This window comes from Microcoleus sp. PH2017_35_SFW_U_B, assembly GCF_020737865.1.
GTDB lineage: Bacteria > Cyanobacteriota > Cyanobacteriia > Cyanobacteriales > Microcoleaceae > Microcoleus.
Map to the genome: position 1 here is coordinate 1 of NZ_JAEQDE010000072.1, position 20,829 is coordinate 20,829.

Annotated in this window: 16 protein-coding genes; 4 read left to right on the plus strand and 12 right to left on the minus strand. The window is 46.2% G+C overall.

From position 1 onward, the window contains the following. The 4 genes from JGK36_RS20660 to purS all read right to left on the minus strand — a co-directional run. On the minus strand, positions 1-1,597 hold a 1,597-nt coding region (locus JGK36_RS20660; protein WP_293197893.1), incomplete at its 3' end, for a WD40 repeat domain-containing protein. Continuing rightward, a complete protein-coding gene (locus JGK36_RS20665; RefSeq protein ID WP_293197891.1) occupies positions 1,594-3,657 on the minus strand; it encodes an ATP-binding protein in 2,064 nt (687 codons plus the stop codon). The genes JGK36_RS20660 and JGK36_RS20665, both read right to left, overlap by 4 nt. Before the next feature lie 275 nt (positions 3,658-3,932). Continuing rightward, entirely contained in the window at positions 3,933-4,634 is a 702-nt protein-coding gene (purQ, locus tag JGK36_RS20670; protein ID WP_293178265.1) for a phosphoribosylformylglycinamidine synthase subunit PurQ, read from the minus strand. Positions 4,635-4,636: 2 nt separating this feature from the next. After that, positions 4,637-4,921, minus strand: a complete 285-nt coding sequence (gene purS / locus JGK36_RS20675) for a phosphoribosylformylglycinamidine synthase subunit PurS (RefSeq protein ID WP_293178270.1) — start codon at positions 4,919-4,921, stop codon at positions 4,637-4,639. Between the two features lie 140 nt (positions 4,922-5,061). On the opposite strand from purS, the gene JGK36_RS20680 reads away from it, so the two are divergent. Continuing rightward, positions 5,062-5,454 (plus strand): Fur family transcriptional regulator, encoded by a 393-nt coding sequence (locus tag JGK36_RS20680; RefSeq protein ID WP_293143880.1) that lies wholly within the window; start codon positions 5,062-5,064, stop codon positions 5,452-5,454. 171 nt (positions 5,455-5,625) lie between these two features. On the opposite strand, the gene JGK36_RS20685 is transcribed toward JGK36_RS20680, so the two are convergent. After that, the gene (locus tag JGK36_RS20685) at positions 5,626-6,594 is read right to left on the minus strand and encodes an SPFH domain-containing protein (protein WP_293178273.1); all 969 of its coding nucleotides are present in this window, start codon (positions 6,592-6,594) and stop codon (positions 5,626-5,628) included. Positions 6,595-6,807: 213 nt separating this feature from the next. Next, entirely contained in the window at positions 6,808-7,239 is a 432-nt protein-coding gene (locus JGK36_RS20690; protein WP_293178279.1) for an NfeD family protein, read from the minus strand. Positions 7,240-7,573: 334 nt separating this feature from the next. Between JGK36_RS20690 and JGK36_RS20695 the strand changes: the two genes are divergently transcribed. Then, a complete protein-coding gene (locus JGK36_RS20695; RefSeq protein WP_293178282.1) occupies positions 7,574-9,751 on the plus strand; it encodes a protein phosphatase 2C domain-containing protein in 2,178 nt (725 codons plus the stop codon). Positions 9,752-10,163: 412 nt separating this feature from the next. Here JGK36_RS20695 and JGK36_RS20700 read toward each other — a convergent pair whose 3' ends face one another. The 5 genes from JGK36_RS20700 to JGK36_RS20720 form a co-directional block, all read right to left on the minus strand. Further along, positions 10,164-11,252, minus strand: coding sequence for an ABC transporter ATP-binding protein (locus JGK36_RS20700; protein ID WP_293178285.1), 1,089 nt, complete (start codon positions 11,250-11,252; stop codon positions 10,164-10,166). 172 nt (positions 11,253-11,424) lie between these two features. After that, positions 11,425-12,483 carry a spermidine/putrescine ABC transporter substrate-binding protein gene (locus JGK36_RS20705; RefSeq protein ID WP_293178288.1) on the minus strand — a complete coding sequence of 353 codons (1,059 nt, stop codon included), beginning with the start codon at positions 12,481-12,483 and terminating at the stop codon, positions 11,425-11,427. Positions 12,484-12,534: 51 nt separating this feature from the next. Beyond that, positions 12,535-13,392, minus strand: coding sequence for an ABC transporter permease (locus JGK36_RS20710; RefSeq protein ID WP_293197888.1), 858 nt, complete (start codon positions 13,390-13,392; stop codon positions 12,535-12,537). 123 nt (positions 13,393-13,515) lie between these two features. Continuing rightward, positions 13,516-14,391, minus strand: a complete 876-nt coding sequence (locus JGK36_RS20715) for an ABC transporter permease (protein ID WP_293197885.1) — start codon at positions 14,389-14,391, stop codon at positions 13,516-13,518. Positions 14,392-14,474: 83 nt separating this feature from the next. Beyond that, complete coding sequence (locus tag JGK36_RS20720) at positions 14,475-15,344, minus strand: OmpA family protein (RefSeq protein WP_293201088.1); 870 nt, start codon at positions 15,342-15,344, stop codon at positions 14,475-14,477. A gap of 125 nt (positions 15,345-15,469) precedes the next feature. Here JGK36_RS20720 and JGK36_RS20725 point away from each other — a divergent pair, with 125 nt between their 5' ends. Further along, positions 15,470-16,072, plus strand: coding sequence for a hypothetical protein (locus JGK36_RS20725; protein ID WP_293178300.1), 603 nt, complete (start codon positions 15,470-15,472; stop codon positions 16,070-16,072). Between the two features lie 327 nt (positions 16,073-16,399). Here JGK36_RS20725 and JGK36_RS20730 read toward each other — a convergent pair whose 3' ends face one another. Next, complete coding sequence (locus JGK36_RS20730) at positions 16,400-18,625, minus strand: hypothetical protein (protein WP_293197882.1); 2,226 nt, start codon at positions 18,623-18,625, stop codon at positions 16,400-16,402. A gap of 526 nt (positions 18,626-19,151) precedes the next feature. Here JGK36_RS20730 and JGK36_RS20735 point away from each other — a divergent pair. Further along, positions 19,152-20,663, plus strand: a complete 1,512-nt coding sequence (locus tag JGK36_RS20735) for an FAD-dependent oxidoreductase (RefSeq protein WP_293197879.1) — start codon at positions 19,152-19,154, stop codon at positions 20,661-20,663. Positions 20,664-20,829 lie beyond the last annotated feature (166 nt).

Here is a 20,829-nt window from a genome sequence, read left to right on the forward strand (position 1 = left end):
TATGACCGGTGAGAGTTTTCAGTTCCCGGCCTGTCTCGGTGTCCCAGATTTTCAGGGTTTTATCATCTGAAGCGGAAATCGCTGTTTTGCAGTCTGGTGCGATCGCCACTGCTTGTACCCAGCCACTATGACCGGTGAGAGTTTTAAGTTCCTGGCCTGTCTCGGTGTCCCAGATTTTTAGGGTTTCATCCCTGGAAGCGGAAATCGCTGTTTTGCCGTCTGGTGCGATCGCCACTGCTTGTACCCCGGAACTATGACTTGTGAGAGTTTTCAGTTCCCGGCCTGTCTCGGTGTCCCAGATTTTCAGGGTTTTATCATCTGAAGCGGAAATCGCGGTTTTTCCGTCGGGTGGGATCGCCACTGCTAGTACCCAGCTACTATGACCGGTGAGAGTTTTAAGTTCCTGGCCTGTCTCGGTGTCCCAGATTTTCAGGGTTTCATCCCATGAAGCGGAAATCGCTGTTTTTCCGTCTGGTGCGATCGCCACTGCTTTTACCGACTCACGATGACCGGTGAGAGTTTTCAGTTCCCGGCCTGTCTCGGTGTCCCAGATTTTCAAGGTTTCATCATCTGAAGCGGAAATCGCTGTTTTTCCGTCTGGTGCGATCGCCACTGCTTGTACCCAGCTACTATGACCGGTGAGAGTTTTCAGTTCCCGGCCTGTCTCGGTGTCCCAGATTTTTAGGGTATTATCCGAAGATGCGGAAATCGCTGTTTTTCCGTCTGGTGCGATCGCCACTGCTTGTACCCAGCGACTATGACCGGTGAGAGTTTTCAGTTCCTGACCTGTCTCGGTGTCCCAGATTTTTAGGGTTTTATCCAAGAAAGCGGAAATCGCTGTTTTTCCGTCGGGTGCGATCGCCACTGCTTGTACCCCGCCAGTATGATCGGTGAGAGTTTTGAGTTCGATGCCGCTCTCGATGTCCCAGATTTTCAGGGTTTCATCATCTGAAGCGGAAATCGCTGTTTTTCCGTCTGGTGCGATTGTCACCGCATTTACCTCTGAAGCATGACCGATGAGTGTTTTGAGTACCGTGCCACTCTCAATGTCCCAGATTTTCAAGGTTTGATCGCCAGATGCGGAAATAGCGGTTTTGCCGTCGCGTGCGATCGCCACTGCTAGTACCTCCATAGTATGACCGACAAGCGTCCGCAATGCCCCTTCATTTGCCCGCTCTAAATTAGCCTTCAAAGGCCGCAACCAAACACTCTCTTTCGACTGCCGCGCCTGTTCCAACAACCTTTGAATCTCAGGCATTTCAAAATCCAACAACCTCCCCCACAATTGCCCAGCCAATTGCGTTTTATCCCTGTCCAAAACGTGAGCCGACTTCCGAATTGCCCCTTGAATCAACTTCAGCGTTTGCGTTTGTTCCGGCGACAACAACACATCAGAAACTCTCGCCAAATCGTAATCATCAATCAGCGCTTGCACCCCCAAAAAATCCAACTTCGCCTCAATAAACCCAAAATCAGTCAACCAAGCGCAATAACGGTCAACCTTCCCCCGTTTCGCAAATCTCTTCGGTTGGTATTTCAACAGCAAATCTCGATCTTCCTGACACTTCTGCGCCAACCACACACCTAAATCGCTCATAGAGGCGCTCCTCCTGTAGCATTATCGCTAATGTCATCGTTAATATCATCCAGTGTTATTCCCGCCGACTGCACAGTTTCATCCGCTTCCAGAAACTGCCGAAAACTATTGTGATAGATAGTGTATCGAGTTTCCTTCCCTACCTTCTCCTTTCGCAAAAACGAATCCCATTTTCCGAGTACCTGCTGTACTTTCGTAACATTTTGCTCGCGGGCAGATATAGCCAACCAGCGACAAGAAACTGCTTCCTCTGCTTGCGACAGGAAATAGATAATCCTCACCTTCATCTCCAGCAGAGGATCGTCTTCCCGTCCCATCATCTGTCCCCAGTGTTTTTGATAATATTCCTCCAAACCCGCTGGCAAATCGTTTAAATTCACATCATTGTACGTGCCGCCTTCAATCTCATCAAGTACGTGGCGGAGGTAGATAAATTTCTTTTCGCTTTTTTGGGCTACCGCCGTCACAAACTGTTCCCGCTGCAAATTTCGACTCTTAATCCAATCCTGAATTAACTCGCTTCTCTCTGTGCGTTTTGCCAGATAAGCCTTGACATCTTCCAGACTTTCAGCACTGTATTTCATCAAATCAAAAACCGTCTTGTTAGCTGTCGGCATTGTCAGAAATTCCGGCCGCTTCGAGACAATAAAATAGACGTTATCCGGCAAATCATTAGGCAAATACGAAACATTACTGTTCCTAATTTGAGCCTTCCAATCAACTTCATCCAGCGCATCCACCACAAAAATTATTTTTTTGTCCCTGCTAGACTTATCGCTAACTTCCTTCAGCAACTCGCATAGAAAGGTATTGTTTTTTATGGCATTTTCCGGCAGTCGCGGATACTTATCTTTAAGACCAAAACCTTCAATCAACTGAGTGCAAGCATTTTTCAGAAAAGTTTCAGCGCTGACAATCCCGTCCGGTTGCGAGTTGAAATGAGTAATGCAGCGGCGCTTCAACATCACCACACAGGCCGCCATAATCGCGCTTTTCCCAACACCCGGTTCCGCCTCCAACACAAAATAGCCTTTTTGCTTTGTCTTCAGAAACTCATTAATTGCTTGAAACACAAATTTTCGACCGGTAAAGTCTTTAATTCTGTCCTGAATAATCGTCTCAGACTTAACAGGAATCGGCAAACTCGGCGCAGTAGGATCGATATATCTTTCCAACAATGCCCGAACTTCTGCCAACTCATCCCGGACAGTTTCGATAACTTCCAATTTCGCCATCACTTGGCAAATTTGCTCCCGCGTCGCCAAAGCCTGCAATTTTTGCAAAATTTCGCCATTTTGCAGCCCCAAACTTTGTAATTGGGCCAAAGCTTCCCGATGCAAAATCAACTGCATTCCCGCAAATTGTCTGCCGCCAGTCTCCGCATCTTGTTTCAGCACTTCGCAAAACGCCTTCGGGAAAAACTGGTGCAGTTGCGCCGCCGCATATCCAATCAATTCAGGATGCAAAGTTTTGTTTTCCTTCGCCGCAAAAACCGTCAAAAAATCTTGCCAATCTTGCACCGACAATCCGGTAACTTCCACAAATTGATTCGGAACCGGTGAAAAAATCTTGGCAAGTTGCGAATCAGAAAAATTCAAAGGAGTTGTATTACCATCGGTTTTGGCATCAATTGTCTCCCAGTAAGCGACTGTTTTCTTAGCTAAGTGTTGAAAATCAGCCTTAGCATGACGCAGATGATTTCGTTCAGCAATCACCTTAAATTCCTCAGATTCAGGAATACTCTTTTGAAGCAGACGGCTGATAGCTTCTCCAGCCGCCGCAGTCAAATCGCCATTTTTAAGAATATCCGCATTTTTTCCGATTCGCTGCGCCAACTTGTTACCGCATTCGCCCGCCGTGATATTACCGACAACACCAGTAACAATAGTTGCTAAAACACTAGCCGCCAACACTCCTGTCGGGCCGCCGAGTATACCTGCTGCCATAGTTGCTGCGGGGCCGGAGGTGCTGAGGGCGGTGGAGAGAGACTGGCCGACGAGGTATACGGCGCTACAGCCGAGTAGCCGAGCTTTGGTGTTGGCTAAATTAACTAAGGACATAAAAAATATTTATGAAGAATATCAAATCCCATTGATTTGTTATTATAGAACATAAAATCTTGTAGGTGCGGGTTCGCCAACAATATCTAACGACAACAAACAATCTAAATAAACCCGCCCGCACCCCACCAATAACCCAAATTAACCTCAAATTTGCATTGAATTTTAAATGTTGGTGATGATTGTTCGTTGGGTTGGGGCGGGTTTTTGAGATAGTCGAGTTGGGGCGATTACGATCGGTGAACCCGCCCCTACAAGAATATTGCAAATATCAACTATAAAACAGCAGCAACTGTTGCCATCAGCAACCCTTGAAACAATTTTACTCCATCAGTTTCGCCCAACATTGGATCGGATGCCCTCTCAGGATGTGGCATCATTCCTAACACATTGCCCTGGCGATTACAAATGCCCGCAATATTATTTAACGAACCATTCGGATTACCAGCAGCGCTAATTTCTCCGGTACTTGTACAGTAGCGAAACAACACTTGATCGTGTTCTTCTAACTCTGCCAAAGTATCCGCATCAGCATAATAATTGCCCTCCCCGTGGGCGATCGGCAAATCGATGATTTCACCCGAAGTATAAGCCGAAGTCCACGGCGTATTACCGCGTTCGACTTTCAAGGAAGCGCGATCGCAAATAAAATGCAATCCCGCATTCCGCACCAGAGCACCGGGGAGCAAACCAGCTTCAGTCAGCACCTGAAAACCATTGCAGATGCCGAGTACAAGCTTTCCTTGTTTCGCGTGTTCGGCAGTCGCTTGCATCGCTGGAGAAAAACGGGCGATCGCGCCACACCGCAAATAATCTCCGTAACTGAAACCACCGGGAACTACAATGATGTCAATATCCGAAATATCGGTATCTTCGTGCCAAATCATCCGCGTCGGTTGGTGCAGCAACCCTTGAGTTACCCACACCACATCGCGATCGCAATTTGAACCCGGAAAAACAATAACTCCAAATTTCATTTTTATACCCCTGCTGTCTCGACAGCAACAGGAATTTCAGTCAACTCAACGCGATAGTTTTCAATCACTGGATTGGCCAAAAGTTGGTCGCAAACGCGATCGAGTTGTTCGCGCGCCTCCGACTCATCCGCAGCAGTCAGCGTCAATTCAACGTACTTCCCGATCCGCACGCGCTCAACATTGTCGTATCCCATGTGTTGCAAACCAGACTGTACGGCAGTACCGGCCGGGTCTAAAACCGAAGGGCGGAGGGTAACATAGATTTGGGCAAAATATTTTTGAGTCACAGCAATGTGTAGGTGATGCGAAATTTACGGCCACCTCATTCTACAACGCGGGCGGGAAGCCGATCGCCCTTTGCTGCCCCGAATTAAGCTAGCCTAGAAACAGCGATAGATTTGATTCCAGCCGATTAGACAAAAAAATTATGAGAACCAACCGCACCCGCAGTCAGGAGCGTATTTTACACTTGCTCAAGCACTTGAATCGATCGCTCTCAGCGCAAGATATCTACCTAGAACTGCGTAACAGCGACCACAGCATGGGCTTAGCAACAGTTTACCGCTCCCTCGACGGTTTAAAGCGGGAGGGCTTCGTGCAAGTCAGAACGCTTGCTAGTGGCGAATCTCTCTACGGTGCCGCTCACCAAGACCAACATCACCTTACTTGTCTCGAATGCGGTGCGTCTATTACGATCGACGAATGCCCCGTACACCACCTAGAAAGCCAATTACAACAATCTCATTCTTTCAAAATTTATTATCATACTTTGGAATTTTTTGGATTGTGCGATCGATGTACTCTCGCTCAAGAATCTTAGGGAAGAAGGAAGAAGGAAGAAGGAAGAAGGAAGAAGGAAGAAGATACTTACTCGGCGATTGAAATCGCTGCTATAAAGACGAAACCCGCCTCCGCGGGTTGAATTAATTCTTAGTCCGCGGAGGCGGACATCGTTTGTGTAGAAGCGATTTCAATCGCCGTCTCTTTCTTTCTATTTTTTCACCTCATTACTATTACCTTCCCCAACAATCGATCGCAATCCTTCCATCGTAGCCGGGATACTGCGCGGATCCATAAACATCACCTTGCTGCTATCGCTGCTGCCAATTTTTAATCCCATATCCAGATAGTTTTGAGCTAACAAAAACTGTAAAGCTTCGCGGGACTTGGGGTCATTTTGTAGAGTTTTACCGATAATTTGTAAAGCCTCAGAAGTAGCTTGAGCTTTCAAAACCTGACTTTGGCGTTCTGCTTGCGCTCTCAGCACGATCGCCTTTTGTTGAGCTTCCGCCTCCAAAATAGTCGCTTTTTGCCGCGCTTCCGCATCCAAAACCTGCGCTTCGGCTTTACCTTTGGCGCTGTTAACTGCTGACTCGCGTTCGCCCTCGGATGTCAGAATTGCCGCTCGTTTTCGGCGATCGGCTGCCATCTGCAATTCCATCGATTCCTGTACAGTTTTAGAAGGGATAATATCGCGCAATTCCACCCGCGTTACTTTCACTCCCCAAGGATCGGTCACAATATCTAAATCTCTGAGCAAGATTTCATTAATTTGAGAACGAGCCGTAAAAGTTTGCTCTAGATCCAGTTGACCCATTTCCGCGCGAATTTGAGTCAGCACCATATTTACCATTGCTGACTGGAGATTTTCTACTTTGTAACAGGCTTTTTCCAAGTCCACAATCCGCCAGTAAACTACAGCATCTACAGTGAAGGAAACGTTGTCGCGCGTAATACAAGCTTGCGGCGGAATGTCTAAGACTTTTTCCCTAATTGTTTGTTCGTAAACGACGCGATCGAGAAACGGTGTGACAAAATTCAAACCAGGTTCGAGTTTCTTGCCGCTGTATTTTCCTAAAGTTTCCACCAGCGCTTCATTTCCCTGATTGATAATCTTGACGGAACCTGCGATCGCTGAGCCGCCCAGTGCTAAAAATACGAGTAAAAACAATTGTTCCACGGTCGCCTCCTATAAATCTTGACTGTTAAATATTGACTGTTGGTTATTTGTTATTGGTTATTTGTTATTGGTTATTTGTTAGTGCCAATTCCCAATGCCCAATGCCCAATTCCCAATGCCCAATGCCCAATGCCCAATGCCCAATGCCCAATGCCCAATGCCCTATGCCCTATGCCCAACTACCAATTTCTAATTCCCAATTCCACATCTTTTTTAAGAATGCAGCAAATGTTCTGGTAAAACTATCAGAGTAGTGCCTTTCCTGCCGACGACTATCACGTTTTGGTTGGGGGGGATAGCGGTAGAAGTGTCTTCGCAGCGAGCTTGCCAAGAATTCCCCTCATAAATCACTCGCCCCGATTCTCCTGGGAGAATTTCTGTTAAAGTTTTAGCTTCGTCAGAATCTGCGATCGCCCATGCCTTGCCTTTTGGTATCAATCGCCGGGACAGCAGCACAAAAACTGTCGAAAATACCATCCACAGGAATATTTGTAAATTAACGTAAGGTAAAACTAGAGAGCATCCAGCGACGGCGAAGGCACTCAGTCCCAGGATAAAAGCAACAAAAGCAGTGGGGAGAAATAGCTCTGCCAAACAGAGCAAAGCCCCAACTAGCAACCAAAGGAGCGTGGGAGTCCAGAACATAAAAAGAATTGGTGATACTATGAAATATCTTAGATTTGAAATTTGAGATTTAAGAATTGCCAACGACTGACTCTGCAAGGCTTTATGACTTGCTAGCCCGATCGCGATTGTTCACATCGCGGTACCAGGTTGAGGCTTCCATTGTACTCAAAGTCAGATTTTAGTAACTTAAATTACAATTTTAGCCGGTGTCCACCGGCAGCAACTACAATTTCTCGTGCCCCAAAGGCAGTTAAGAAATTGATAGGGGCTAAAATCAGTTTATTCTCAAGTTCCTGAATTTGAGCGTGGCAATCATATATCTTCAGAATGTTTTTACACAAACTATTTCGATATGATCAGTAGTTTCTCCGAACCGATTTATTGCCCGAATCTGAGCTGTTCCGATCCCGGCAATAGCTTTGGCAGCCAGAAGTGTGCAGCTTGCGAAACCGATTTAATTTATCGCTATTTGTGGGCGGTGGGCCCCACAGTCGAGGAAGTGCCGGCGGGTAAGATAATCGCCGATCGATATTTTGTCATTGCACCCCAAATCTGGCTCGACAGCCGTCCGTCTATTCCTCCTAGCGTCCCCGAACAACTGCCGGATAGAATTATGCCTTACCTGCATTTGTATCCCCAGCGGCTGCATACGCCCGAAGTATACGGCTTTTGTTCGCTCGGGGAAGCAGCAGAAGCCACAGAGGTGCTGTTGTTGGAAAATGTGCCGGTCAATAATTTCGGTAGCCTGTATCCTTCTATTCTACAAGCTTGGGCTCAGACAAGTGCCACGCGCCAAGTTTACTGGCTGTGGCAAATGCTCCAACTGTGGGCGCCGCTTTCCGAACAAGGAGTCGCTGCGAGTTTGCTGGTACCGGAAAATTTGCGCGTGGAAGGTTGGCGGGTGCGTCTGGTGGAACTGCATCGAGGTAATTTTGTACCGACGCTGAAGGATTTGGGAGATGTGTGGTCTGGTTTGGTGGACTCGGCGCAGCCTGAGGTACAGTCGAAACTCGGAGAGATTTGTCTGTTTATGCGCCGCAGCAGCATGAACTTAGATGCGATCGCCCTGGAACTTAACGATTTACTATTAGAACAAGCTGCTAAATTGCCCCTGCATTTAGAAGTAGTCGGCATCACCGATACCGGGCCGCAGCGCTCCCAAAATGAAGATAGTTGCTATCCGACTGCTGCTGATTTTCAATCGATAAAAAGTGCCGGAAATGACAAACTAATTCCTTACTTGACAATGGTTTGCGACGGGGTTGGAGGCCACGAAGGAGGAGAAGTTGCCAGTCAGTTAGCCGTGCAATCGCTGAAAGCTTTAATCCAAAATTTGCTCGCCGAAATCGCCGAACAAGAAGAGTTGATGGCGCCAGCAATGGTCATCAAACAACTCGAAGAAATAGTGAAAGTTGTGAATAATGTGATTTCCGCTCAAAATAACGAGCAAGGAAAAGAGTTGCGGGAGCGCATGGGAACCACTTTGGTGATGGCCCTCCAGTTGCCTCAAAAAGTGAAAGTTTCTCAGGATGTACCCGCGAATAACAGTCACGAACTTTATTTGGTCAATGTTGGAGACAGCCGCGCCTATTGGATTGGCAACAATTACTGTCAGCGGCTAACTGTGGACGACGATGTAGCGTCTAGGGAAGTGCACCTAGGACACAGTTTATACTGGGAGACTCAATTGCGATCGGATGCCGGAGCCCTCACTCAAGCTTTGGGGACGCGGGACGGCGATTTTCTGCGCCCGACGATTCAACGATTTATTGTCGAAGAGGAAGGCTTGCTGCTGCTGTGTTCCGACGGTTTGAGCGATAACGACTGGGTAGAGCAATCTTGGCAGAATTACGGCCCAGAGGTACTTGAGGGCAAAATGTCCTTGGAAGCCGCTGCTCAGTCTTGGGTTCGCCTCGCCAACGAGAAAAATGGTTACGACAACACCTCTGTAGTGGTGACTTACTGTCGGATGTCACCGGAGAGAGTCGTACTGTTCGATACGGCGTCGGCACCGTCGGCGTCGCCGTCGATATCGCTACCCATGTCACCCTCGGTGTCGCTACCCATGTCACCCTCGGTGTCAGGCTCGGTATCCCTCCAAAAAACGGGGAGGATGCCAGAATCTCAACTTTCTGAATCGTCGAAACAGTTGCTGTACCCCGAAACGGCCTCCGCCTCGGAACCAGTTGAAAAACAGAAGCCGAAGCGTTTGGGGCCGCTGCTGGGACTGTTGGTGCTGATGCTAGTCTTCGCGGGCTTAGGTTTGTGGGTGCGGAGCCTCCAAAACCAGAACCCCGATCCCGAACAACTGCCGCCACCGCCGGAAACTACCGCCCCAACTCCTGCGGATATTCCCTCGCCCGGTGCCGAGAGTCCCTCGCCCGGTGCCGAGAGTCCCTCGCCCGGTGCCGAGAGTCCCTCGCCCTCCCCAGAATCGAGTCCTGCGGAGATTCCCGCGCCGTCGCCAGAATCAACAACTCCTCCGGAAATTCCGGTGCCTTCCCCCTCGCCGGAAATTCCCCCACCTTAAAAGTTGGCTAGTTTGGGAATTTGTTGTGCATAACTACAAGAGTTTTTCTCTTGTTTTTACCTTCGGGCTAAAAGCGCGGAGGCTTTCAACTCCGATTCACTAAATCGACATCTTCGATGGATGATTTTTTGACTCTTGTTAATCGGAACTTCCCCCATAGGGAGAAGTTCCATTTAGCCTGCGAGTAACGCACCTCTGAAATAGAATGGCAATCCAATTAGTAAGGTTTTGATGGATTTGCGATCGCCAGCGTAGAAGATGTTATTGCCTGTAGTGGTGAAGTACACGGGTTCCAGTCCAATGCCCTATGCCCTATGCCCTATGCCCTATGCCCATAAGAGCACCGCACTGTTACTGAGAATATACGTGCATTCGTGTGCAAATCTGTGTCGTGTCTTCCTTCTTCCTGTCGCTATAAAATACAGATACTTTCCGGCGGCACGGCGACTCGAACGCTGTCGCCAATTTTGTGCCGCTGCAAGTCATCTCTGTGCAAGTTTTGTCGGCGAAGGGCGATCGAGCTTTTAGCAGTCAGGCGCACCGTATAGCGCGTGTCAGTGCCAATATAAATCGCCTCTTCAACTACTCCCGGCCAGCTATGCTCAGCATCATAATTAGCCGGATAAATAGTGGCTTTTTCCGGCCGCAACACCAGGGTAACAACTTTCCCAGCGGGCAAATCTTCTGATGTTGCAACTAACACGGGCAACTGCTGATCAACCAACACGATTATTTTACCCTGTTGCTTTTCTACTACTCGCCCGGTCAAAAAATTGCTGTCCCCAATAAAATCAGCCACAAACCGCGTTTTAGGATATTCATAAATCTCAACAGGCGTCCCGACTTGTTGCAGTTTTCCTCCCTCCATCACAGCAATTCTGTCCGACATGGTGAGCGCTTCTTCCTGATCGTGAGTTACATAAATAAACGTAATTCCCAATTGTCGCTGCATTTTTTTTAATTCTAATTGCATCTCTTTACGCAACTTCAAATCCAGGGCCCCTAAGGGTTCATCCAACAGCAAAACAGAAGGCTCTTTAACCAACGCCCTCGCCAACGCTACTCGCTGCTGCTGCCCTCCTGAGAGTTGGCGGGGATAGCGTTTTTCTACATCGGTTAACTGTACTAATGCTAAAGCTGCCACCACGCGATCGTGAATTGTTTGGGGAGGCAAATTCTCCATTTCTAAGCCAAATGCAGCATTTTGTGCTACTGTCATGTGCGGAAATAAAGCATAATTTTGAAATACCGTATTCACGGGGCGGTGAAATGGCGGGCGATGCCGCATCGGTTGGCCGTGAATGTAAATTTCGCCCGCTGTGGGCATTTCAAAACCCGCAATCATTCGCAAAGTTGTAGTTTTGCCGCAGCCGGAAGGGCCGAGCAAAGAAAAGAATTCGCGATCTTTAATTTGCAGGTTGATATTGTCTACAGCCAAGAAATCTTGACTGCTGGCACTTTTAAATACTTTGGAAATGTCTAAAATTTCGACGGCGTGCATTCTTATCTATCGTAGTAGTTATTGTAGGGTGCGTCAGGGCTGAATATTGTGACGAGATACTCAATAATTTTTCCCCTGACGCACCCTACAGTTAGTTAGTTACTCGCTTTCTACTCGTTACCATGCTCTTCCTTGGAACCAGTTAAGTTTGACCTTAAGTTGACACCAATGCTTACTTTCCTGCTCCTGCTTTAACTTCCGTCGAAGCTCGATCGTACAATGCGGTTGCTTTCCCGACATCCTGCAAGAATTTCATCTTACCAAAAATTTCAGCCGGTGGATAAATTTGGGGATTTTTCAAATCTTTCGGGTCAATTAAACCTTTGTCTATTGCTGCTTTATTCGGCGAGCCATAGTGGGTAAAATTAGATATTGTCGCACCTACTTCTGGCTGCAAAATAAAGTTAATAAATTTCTCAGCTAACTCTTTGTGCGGTGCACCTTTGGGAATTGCCATGTTGTCAGAAAAGACAATTGTTCCTTCTTTGGGAATAGCGTAGCGGAGATTTGGATTCTCTTTCATCACCTGAAAAATATCGCCGCTCCATTCCATTGTCAGGTTGACTTCTCCTTGATCGAGCAGAGTTTGACCCGTGTCGGGGACAAAAGCAGCAATGATATTTTTATTTTTAATCAGCAAGTCGCGGGCTTTGTTAATTTCTTCGGGATTAGTTGTATTTGGGTCAAATCCTAAATACATTAAAACCACTGCAAAAGTGTATCGGGCATCATCTTGCCATGCTATTTTTCCAGTATATTTAGGATCGAACATCGCCCCCCAACTGTTAATCTCGTCCTTGGTTGCTTTGATGTTGTAGCCAATTCCCATTGTTCCCCACTGATAGGGCAATGAATATTTATTGCCAGGGTCAAATGTTTGGTTTAGCCATTTTGAATCGAGATTATTTTTGTTAACAATTTTTGCAGGATCTAGCGGTTCAAGTATATTCTCGGCTGCCATGATTCTGACCATGTAATCGGCGGGAAATATGACATCATAACCGGGATTTCCCTGTTTGAGTTTGGCGTAGAGTGCGTCGCTGTTCTCGAAAGTGTCGTATTGAATTTTTACATTGTTCTCTTTCTCGAATTGGGCGATCGCTTCGGGAGCGATATAAGTTGCATAATTGTAAATGCTGAGGACTTGCTGGTTGCTGCCTGTGCGGCTGCATCCGAAAACCACCGTTGCACTCATCACAAACAAAAGTAAGAAAGTCAGCAGGCGTTTCATGAGTTTTGTTAGTTGTAGGCAAAATTAATTATGACACACAAAGCAAGTTTTTCAACTTTTTTTAACTCTTAGCGAGGATACAACCAGCAATAAAGAAGCTAGCAACATCAAAGTTGAGATGGCATTAATTGCTGGCGTCACTGCAAATTTTATCATGCCGTAAACCAATAGCGGCAGCGTCATCGAACCGACACCGGTGGTAAAGAATGTCACGACAAAATCGTCCAGCGACAAAGTAAAAGCCAGCAGTGCTGCGCTGAAAATAGCTGGCAAAATTAGAGGGAGAGTAATCCGCCAAAAAGTCCGCCATTCGTTAGCACCCAAGTCAAAGGCTGCTTGTTCTAATTGAGGATCGAGTTCCGCCAAACGCGCCCTGACGGTAATCGTTACGAATGAAATATTAAAGACAACGTGACCGATAATTACTGTGGGTAAGCCGAGATTGAGGCGGATTCCGGTGAGATTTTCTACGATCCGAAATGCTAGGGTAAAGAAAACTAGCAGCGAAATGCCGATCGTAATTTCGGGCATAATAATCGGCAAAAATAGTAAAGCTTCTACTGCTTTGCGTCCCGGAAAATGAAAGCGTTCAAGCGCTAGCGCGAGCATGGTACCGAAAATAGTCGCTAAAGCTGTCGAAATAGCTGCAATTAGCAAGCTATTGCTAAGTGCTGGCAAAATTCCGGCACTGCTGCTGGTAGCAAGAGTCGCGCCTGCATTGCTAAACAAGCTGCCGTACCAATCGAGGGTAAAACCGCGCCAAACTGCGTTAAATTTGGAGCTGTTAAACGAGTAAATAATTAAGATGAGAATTGGCAAGTAGAGAAAGGCAAATGCTAGTGCAGCTTGTACCCAAAGCCACTTTTTGGCGATCGCCCGAACAAATAAATCTAGTTTTATTTTAGTCATTAGTCAATAGTCATTAGTGCGAGCGTCCTCGCGAACAGCAGTCATTGGTCAATAGTCATTGGTCAATAGTCATTGGTCATTAGCTCATCTTAACCTAAATGTAAGGCGCGCAGTACACACCACTTATTCCGTTTCGTCGGAGACGCGGAAGTAAATTAAAACAGGAACTAATATTATTACCGTCAACAGCATAGAAAGCGCCGAACCAAAAGGCCAATCGCGGGATTTCATAAACTGATTTTGAATCAAATTTCCCACCATAATTGTTTTCGACCCGCCCAATATATCGGGTGTAATGAAAGCGCCGACTGCGGGAACAAACACGAGGATAGAACCCGCAACAATGCCGCGAGTTGTCAGCGGTAAAAATACGCGCCAAAAAGTGCGAATATCATTTGCTCCTAAATCTTGAGCTGCTTCAACTAATGAAAAATTGAAGCGTTCTATGCTAGAATATAAAGGCAGAACCATGAAAGGTAAATAGCCGTAAATCAGACCGATCGCCACAGCGAAAGGCGTAAACAGCAAGTTTAACGGTTCGGTAATTATTTGCAGGTTTTGCAGGGCTATGTTCACTACTCCTTCGCTCCGCAGCAGAATGATCCAGGCGTAGGTTCTCACTAGAAAGTTAGTCCAAAATGGAATAATTATCAGCAAAAGCAAGGCATTTCGCCAGCGGGGAGGACGGGTGGCGATGAAAAATGCTAGGGGATACCCGACTAACAAACAAGCCGCGGTTGTCAAAAAAGCCAAAAAGAGCGATCGACCAATTACCCCTAAAAAAACCCAGCTAAACAAACGCTGGTAGTTGCTGAGAGTAAATACCCAAGTAATCCCGCCGTAGGTACCGCGCTCTAAGAAACTGTACAATAGTACAATTAGCACCGGCAGAACGAAGAAAACGCTCAGCCATGCGCTGGCGGGAAATAATAGCAGCAACAGGTTATACAGTTTTCTATGTTCGCTGTTCGATTTTGGATTGGGAAAGAGCGATTTCATCAGGGTGTTTGGCTACCCGTGCGTATAGGACTAATAATTCCACACATTTTATATCAAATCCGCAGGTCAATCGATTTTAGATTTTAGATTTTAGATTTTAGATTAACCCCACGGATAAATTCGGGGGAAGAGAGGATTTTCGATTTTCGATTTGGGATTGATTCCACGGATAAATCACGTGGCGGGTACCACCTGTGAAATTCTGAATTCGGGCTTTTGCTTTCGGGCGAGGGTAATTGGCGGTTTACGTCAACATTCAAGTTTTCGCGGCGGAATTGGAAGCGGAAAACGACTTTGCGATCGCCCGCTGCATTTTGAGTCGGATTCGCATCTAATTCTCCCCGTCCAGAAACTAATACTTTTTGCTGCAATTCGGCTTTTTTAGGAAAATTAACCTCATTGGAAAACATATAATTAGAAACAGCTAAAGCCCTACGCAAACTCAGTTCCAGATTTTTGGAATCGGAACCTGCGGAACTGGTATGTCCTTCGATGACAACGCGAGAAATTTGTTTTTCAAACTGTTTGTTTGCAAAAAGCACTTGGGTATAGATGGGAATGAAGGCTTGCAAAAACTTTTTACCTTCGGGTTTGAGGACGGAACTGTTATTATCAAACAAAATGCGATCGCGAATGCTGACATCTCCGGTTCCGGGGTCAACAGTAAAAATATCTTTGTCTCCAACTTTTCCCTCTAAAGCATTGACAATAATCTGCGGCAGTCCTTCAAAAGCCTTTTGATATTGCTGCAATTCCTGCCGCAGTTTTTCCACCTGAAGGATTTTCTCATCGAGCATTTTCGCCTTTTCGCTAAGTTGAATTTGCACGGTGATGAACAGGAGGGCGAACAACATCAGCAAGCCGGACATTAAATCGCCGATCGATAGCAGTACGCTGGAGTCTTCCTCTTCTTCTATTTCCGGTGCATTGTCTAAATCTGATATATTTCTCATTTTTTTGGTGAGGTATTAATTTTGATTTTTTACTGTCATATTTGACATATAATTATTGGTGTGGAACTTTTGATATATTCTGCTATTTTACATTACACTCTAGAATAAAACAACAAGAAAATATTATGCTCTACAGTCAGTTTAGTATTGACAAGGTGAAGCGAGATTTTCACCTGACGATTGTTGAGGGAAGCAGATTTTTCCCGGACTCTGTTGAGCCGATCGCCCCTAGTTCTAAGTTATTGGCAATTTTAGAGGATGTACCTTGGGCGATCGCTGTAGACACCGAAAAGGCTCGCTCTGAAGTCATTATAAATCCTGTATTGCTCGAAGTGCGACGAATTCTCAACCGTCAAATTAGTGTGTTTTCTGGCGAAGAATTCAATGTCGATCCGAGTGTTGGACTTAACGGAGTTTGTGATTTCCTCATTAGCCGCTCTCCCGAACAACTTACGGTGGAAGCTCCAGCAATTGTTGTGGTTGAGGCAAAAAAATCTGACTTGAAATCTGGGCTGGGACAGTGCATTGCAGAAATGCTGGCTGTAGAACAATTTAATCGGGCAAAAGAGCAACTGCTTGGGGCTGTCTACGGTTGCGTTACCAGCGGCACGCAATGGCGGTTTTTGAAGCTGGAGGGACAGATAATAACGATCGACCTAACCGACTATCCGCTGCCCCCCGTCGAGCATATTCTCAGCTTGTTAGTTTGGATGGTGAAAGATGCTTGATTGCAGAATATCAAGCGATTGCAACTATGGAGGGCGGGTTTATTATAGGGGTTATCAAAAAAGTGAGGTATGACTGACAGCTTATATAGCCACTAAGTTAAGAGGGCTGAAGCCCAACAACGTACCTTTAAGCGTATAGGGCTGAAGCCCAACAACGTACCTTTTAGATAAGAGGGCTGAAGCCCAACAACGTACCTTTTAGATAAGAGGGCTGAAGCCCAACAACGTACCTTTTATTTTAGATAAGAGGGCTGAAGCCCAACAACTTACCTTATCTTTTTGAACACCTTTATATCTGCGTGTTTCTCGGTTATCGTAAAACCCACCCTAGGGTTTCTTTGTTCCCAAATTATCAGCAGCAGCCACCAAATAATGAGCAACCTGCATCAAACCGTCGGAACTTTCTTGCAACCCACTGCACACTTTCGCCATCGAAGTATCTGCTTCTTCAAAAAACTTGTGCTGCGATGAAGTAGTTCTTTCCAAATAGCCAACTAATTGATTGTTGCCCAACTCCAGCGCGCGATCGAACTGATTTGTCATGTTTTGATAGGCACTTTCTACCCGCCGCACTTGTTCTTGTTCTGCTTGCAAAGCTGCATTTAATTGATTCACCAAATTTGTATAGGTAGTTTGCAATCTTTCTCCTTCTGTATTGAACTGATTTGCCATTTTTTCATAAACGCTTTCTACCCGCAGCACTTCTTGTCCGGTTATCTTTGCTAATTCCTGCAACTGTGCCAAACGCTGGCTGGAATTCAAGCCTACAGAATTAGCAAACTGACTGACTTCTGCGGCTGTTGTCAAAATTTGGCTCATACTTTGGTCAACTTGCTGCGACATCAATTTGCGTTTTTCTGATTCTTCTTGAAAAACTTTCTGCAAGCCGAGTACAACCTGTGCTAAACCTTTTTGCTGTTTGCCTAATGTTCCTTCTAATAAATTGTTTTGTTGGGTAAAAAATTGCTGGAGAGAGGCTTGATACGTTACTCTGAAGTTGTCTAATTCTTCCTGGACTGTGACGCGGGTGTTTTGCAGCATTGAGTCAACATTCTGCAAGCTACCTACCAGATTTTCTCGGGCTTTATCCATCAATCCAGAAGCTTCGTCACCTACTACTTTTAGAGTGTCAGACTGAGTTTGAAAAGCGGAGTGGGTGGCATTTAAAATATTTGTCATCCGGGTTTCGACACCTTGCAGCATTTCTCTTTCTTGTTCGGCTTGAGTGTGGAGAGATTCTTGCAAGTTATCTTGGATTCCTCTAAAGGTGTTGGCGGCTTCTTGGGCGCTTTCTTGAAAGGCTGTTCTTTGCGCTTTCATCCCTTCAATGCTTTCTCCAACTCCCGATCGTATTTCGGTGGCCATTTCTTGCAAAACGCTGTGGGTGTCGGTTTGAAACTGTCCTAAAATTTGCTGCAAGTTGTTGGCAAATTCTTGCAACTGTACTAATGTATCTTGCTGGAAAGTTTGAATTGTCAGGATTGATTGTGCTAAACTAGAAGAGATTCCGCCTAATTCGTTCTTCAGTTCTCTGACAGCTTCGGATGCTTCTTGAGTTAATTGGGCACTTTGATCTAATCGCCCAACTACGGGTTCAATTACTTCGGTGCGGAGGCCGGAAAGTAGGTTGTTTAATATCTGTTCCCCTTGGTCTGATTTAATCTGTTGAAGTGCTGATAATTCTTGGCGGATGTCTTGGAAAACTGGGGTCATTGCTACACCGATTTGCTGTCCGATCGCCTGGGAGTTCACATTGCTTTGCGCCTCGACGATTTGAGCAAATCCGGTTCTCATTGTCTCGATCGCCAATTCGATCGCACTTTCAGCATCGCCACCGCTGGAATTGGCGCGGGAAAACAGTTGTTCGGGGGTTTGTAATTTCGCGATTTTATCTAATTTGGCGCGCAAATTGGATTGATTAGCAACGCGCGCGCGATCGCCCCAAGCCAACACGATCGTAAATACGCTAGAAGAACCCAAACCCATTAGAGAAGTGGAAAACGCTGTTTTCATCCCCTCCAGCAACGTGCTAATCGAGGGTAGCAATTGTTTGGTATCTTCCAGCGAACCCAAGTTAACATCCTGCAATCCGGTTTGAATGCCGTAAAATGTACCTAAAACCCCGAGGGCTACTAAGACGCTGGGCACAAACCGCCACTGACTCCGAGGTGCCGATCGCCCTAAAATGGCCGGATACTGAAATAAGAGAAACCGCCCGGATTTTACCTGAGCCCTGTAAGCCTCGCCGTCTGCGATTGTGTCGCCCGCCAAGTGCTCGCTAAACCAGTCGAGGAGAAGTTTCCAAGAGTCTGTTGCTGTTTCCGGTTGCTGTAGATCGATCGCCCCTGATGTACCGCTTTCTAACTTCGAGCTCAAATAAGTGACAGCCTCAGAAGTCGATCGGCTTTTGACGCCCACATAACGCTGGTACTGCTTCACAGAAGTGTACTCGCCCCAAACAGCCGCGCACAGCAAAATTAGCGCCGCCCAGTGAAAAATGCTATTCTGCCAAATTACCCCAAAAACAGCAGTCAAATAATTAATCAATTGCATATTGACAACCCGTTCTGTTTGTGTATTTTACTCTAATCTTAATTCTGGTAAAAACTTACCTTAACGTTTTAATATAACAGCTATCGCCTTCAACAGTTGACAGTTGACAGTTGATAGTTGACAGTTTGAGAGCGACCTCTATTTAGAAGGAAGAGGATTGGAGTAATCAATAGTCTGATTTTAATTTCTCCCGATCGGCGAGAGCCTTTCAACCAATTCTTTCTGGTAAAAAAACCTCGTCTAACCTTCTGATAATCGAGTTCATATGGCGCTTATAAAATGAGCTTAGTCAAGCGCGACCAATTCCCGATTACCAGACAGACCTCATCTAAATTAGTGAAGCTATATAGCGGTTCTCAAAAAAGTGAGGTATCCCCAATGCCCAATGCCCTGTTTGGCCAATGCCCTGTTTGGCCAATGCCCTGTTTGGCCAATTCCCATGAGTACCTCATCTTTCTGAGAAAGGTTATATCTCGCTTTATTTTATCAATTATGTCATCATAAATAAAGAATCAAGAGGTACGCAATGTCAGCAGAATCGCCAACCCCAAAAATAGTCGTAGTCGGTGCCGGATGGGCCGGTTTAGGCGCCACCTATCACCTAGCCCAACAAGGATATGACGTAACTTTGTTAGAAGCAGGGCCTCAGCCAGGAGGCTTAGTTGCGGGGTGGAAAACCCCAGGCGGGCGTTCCGTAGAAGCAGGCATTCACGGCTTCTGGTATCCCTACAAAAACATCTTTTCATTAGTCAAGGAATTAGGACTCGATCCCTTCACGCCTTGGACTCGTTCTTGTCAGTATTCCCCCGCCGGATTGGAAGTTGAATCTCCCATTTTTCAGGACGAACCCAGACTTCCCACACCGTTAGGAACATTCTTGTACACGCGATTTAAAAGACTGCCATTAGTCGATCGCCTTTCAGCCTTACCCTTACTCTATGCCGTACTAGATTTCGACAATTCCGACGAAGCTTGGCAGCGGTACGATCGCGTTACAGCCCGCGAATTGTTCAAACAGTTTGGCGTATCTGCAAGGCTGTACCGCGATGCTTTTGAGCCGATGTTATTAGTAGGATTATTTGCACCAGGAGAACAGTGTTCAGCCGCCGCAGCTTTGGGAATGCTGTATTATTTCATTTTAGCACACCAAGCAGATTTTGATGTAGTTTGGTGTCGCGGCACTGTCGGAGAAAAAATCTTTCGTCCCTGGGTAGAACGCCTAGAAAAAATCGGCGCCAAAGTATTGACAAAACGGCGAGTTACTGATGTCATAGTTGACAGCAACAATCAAGCCAAGGGAGTTGTCTGCGGCGACGAAACCTTCGATGCAGATGCAGTTATTTTTGCAGTTGGCGTTACCGGAATGCAAAAAATTATCAGCAGCAGCCCCGCTTTGCAAACCCGCCAAGAGTTTCGGGACGTGATGAACTTGGGCGCTGTTGACGTGTTAGCTGTTCGCCTGTGGTTTGACAGAAAAATTGAGATTCCGCTGCCTTCAAATGCCTGTTTTGGATTTAGTTCGACTACGGGATGGACGTTTTTTGATTTGAATGCTTTGCACGACGAATTCCGCTCCGAACCGGGAACAGTTGTGGAAGCTGATTTTTATCATGCCAATCAATTAATTCCCCTGAAAGATGAGGAAATAGTTGCTCTTGTTCAGCGGGATTTGGCGACTTGTATTCCGGCTTTTCGGGAGGCTAAAGTAATCGACAGCAGCGCGATTCGTTTATCGCGCGCGGTGACGCATTTTGCACCGGGAAGTTATCAGTATTTGTTGCCTGCGGTCACAAGTTATGATAATGTATTTATGAGCGGCGATTGGGTTGTGACCCGTCACGGTTCTTGGTCGCAGGAAAAGGCTTATGTTACTGGTTTGGAGGCGGCAAATTTCGTAGTTTCGCGTTTCGGAATCGGCAAGAAAGCGACAATTATTCCGGTGGAGGCTGACGAACCGCACATTCAAATCGGCAGACAGATTAATCAGTTTGCTCGCAGTTTGACTAAAGCTGTTATTCCCGATTTTTGGCTGCCCTAATTAGAAGGAAGAGGGAAGAGGAAATGTATTGCTTTAACTAAGTAGGACTTATGCACGGGTGGCGAGAAACCGGGTTTTTCATCAAAATAGTTGATTGAAACTGTCAATGTGGGTGAAAAAGTAACTAATCGTAGGGTGCGTCAGGGCAAAAAATATTAATTTATAC

Bases quoted from the DNA above. Each gene is read 5' to 3' on its own strand.
- JGK36_RS20715 (WP_293197885.1), bottom strand. From the start codon at position 14,391: ATGAAATCGCTCTTTCCCAATCCAAAATCGAACAGCGAACATAGAAAA.
- JGK36_RS20710 (WP_293197888.1), bottom strand. From the start codon at position 13,392: ATGACTAAAATAAAACTAGATTTATTTGTTCGGGCGATCGCCAAAAAG.
- JGK36_RS20735 (WP_293197879.1), top strand. From the start codon at position 19,152: ATGTCAGCAGAATCGCCAACCCCAAAAATAGTCGTAGTCGGTGCCGGA.
- JGK36_RS20720 (WP_293201088.1), bottom strand. From the start codon at position 15,344: ATGAGAAATATATCAGATTTAGACAATGCACCGGAAATAGAAGAAGAG.
- JGK36_RS20665 (WP_293197891.1), bottom strand. From the start codon at position 3,657: ATGTCCTTAGTTAATTTAGCCAACACCAAAGCTCGGCTACTCGGCTGT.
- JGK36_RS20690 (WP_293178279.1), bottom strand. From the start codon at position 7,239: ATGTTCTGGACTCCCACGCTCCTTTGGTTGCTAGTTGGGGCTTTGCTC.
- JGK36_RS20705 (WP_293178288.1), bottom strand. From the start codon at position 12,483: ATGAAACGCCTGCTGACTTTCTTACTTTTGTTTGTGATGAGTGCAACG.
- JGK36_RS20730 (WP_293197882.1), bottom strand. From the start codon at position 18,625: ATGCAATTGATTAATTATTTGACTGCTGTTTTTGGGGTAATTTGGCAG.
- JGK36_RS20680 (WP_293143880.1), top strand. From the start codon at position 5,062: ATGAGAACCAACCGCACCCGCAGTCAGGAGCGTATTTTACACTTGCTC.
- purQ (WP_293178265.1), bottom strand. From the start codon at position 4,634: ATGAAATTTGGAGTTATTGTTTTTCCGGGTTCAAATTGCGATCGCGAT.
- JGK36_RS20695 (WP_293178282.1), top strand. From the start codon at position 7,574: ATGATCAGTAGTTTCTCCGAACCGATTTATTGCCCGAATCTGAGCTGT.
- JGK36_RS20700 (WP_293178285.1), bottom strand. From the start codon at position 11,252: ATGCACGCCGTCGAAATTTTAGACATTTCCAAAGTATTTAAAAGTGCC.
- JGK36_RS20725 (WP_293178300.1), top strand. From the start codon at position 15,470: ATGCTCTACAGTCAGTTTAGTATTGACAAGGTGAAGCGAGATTTTCAC.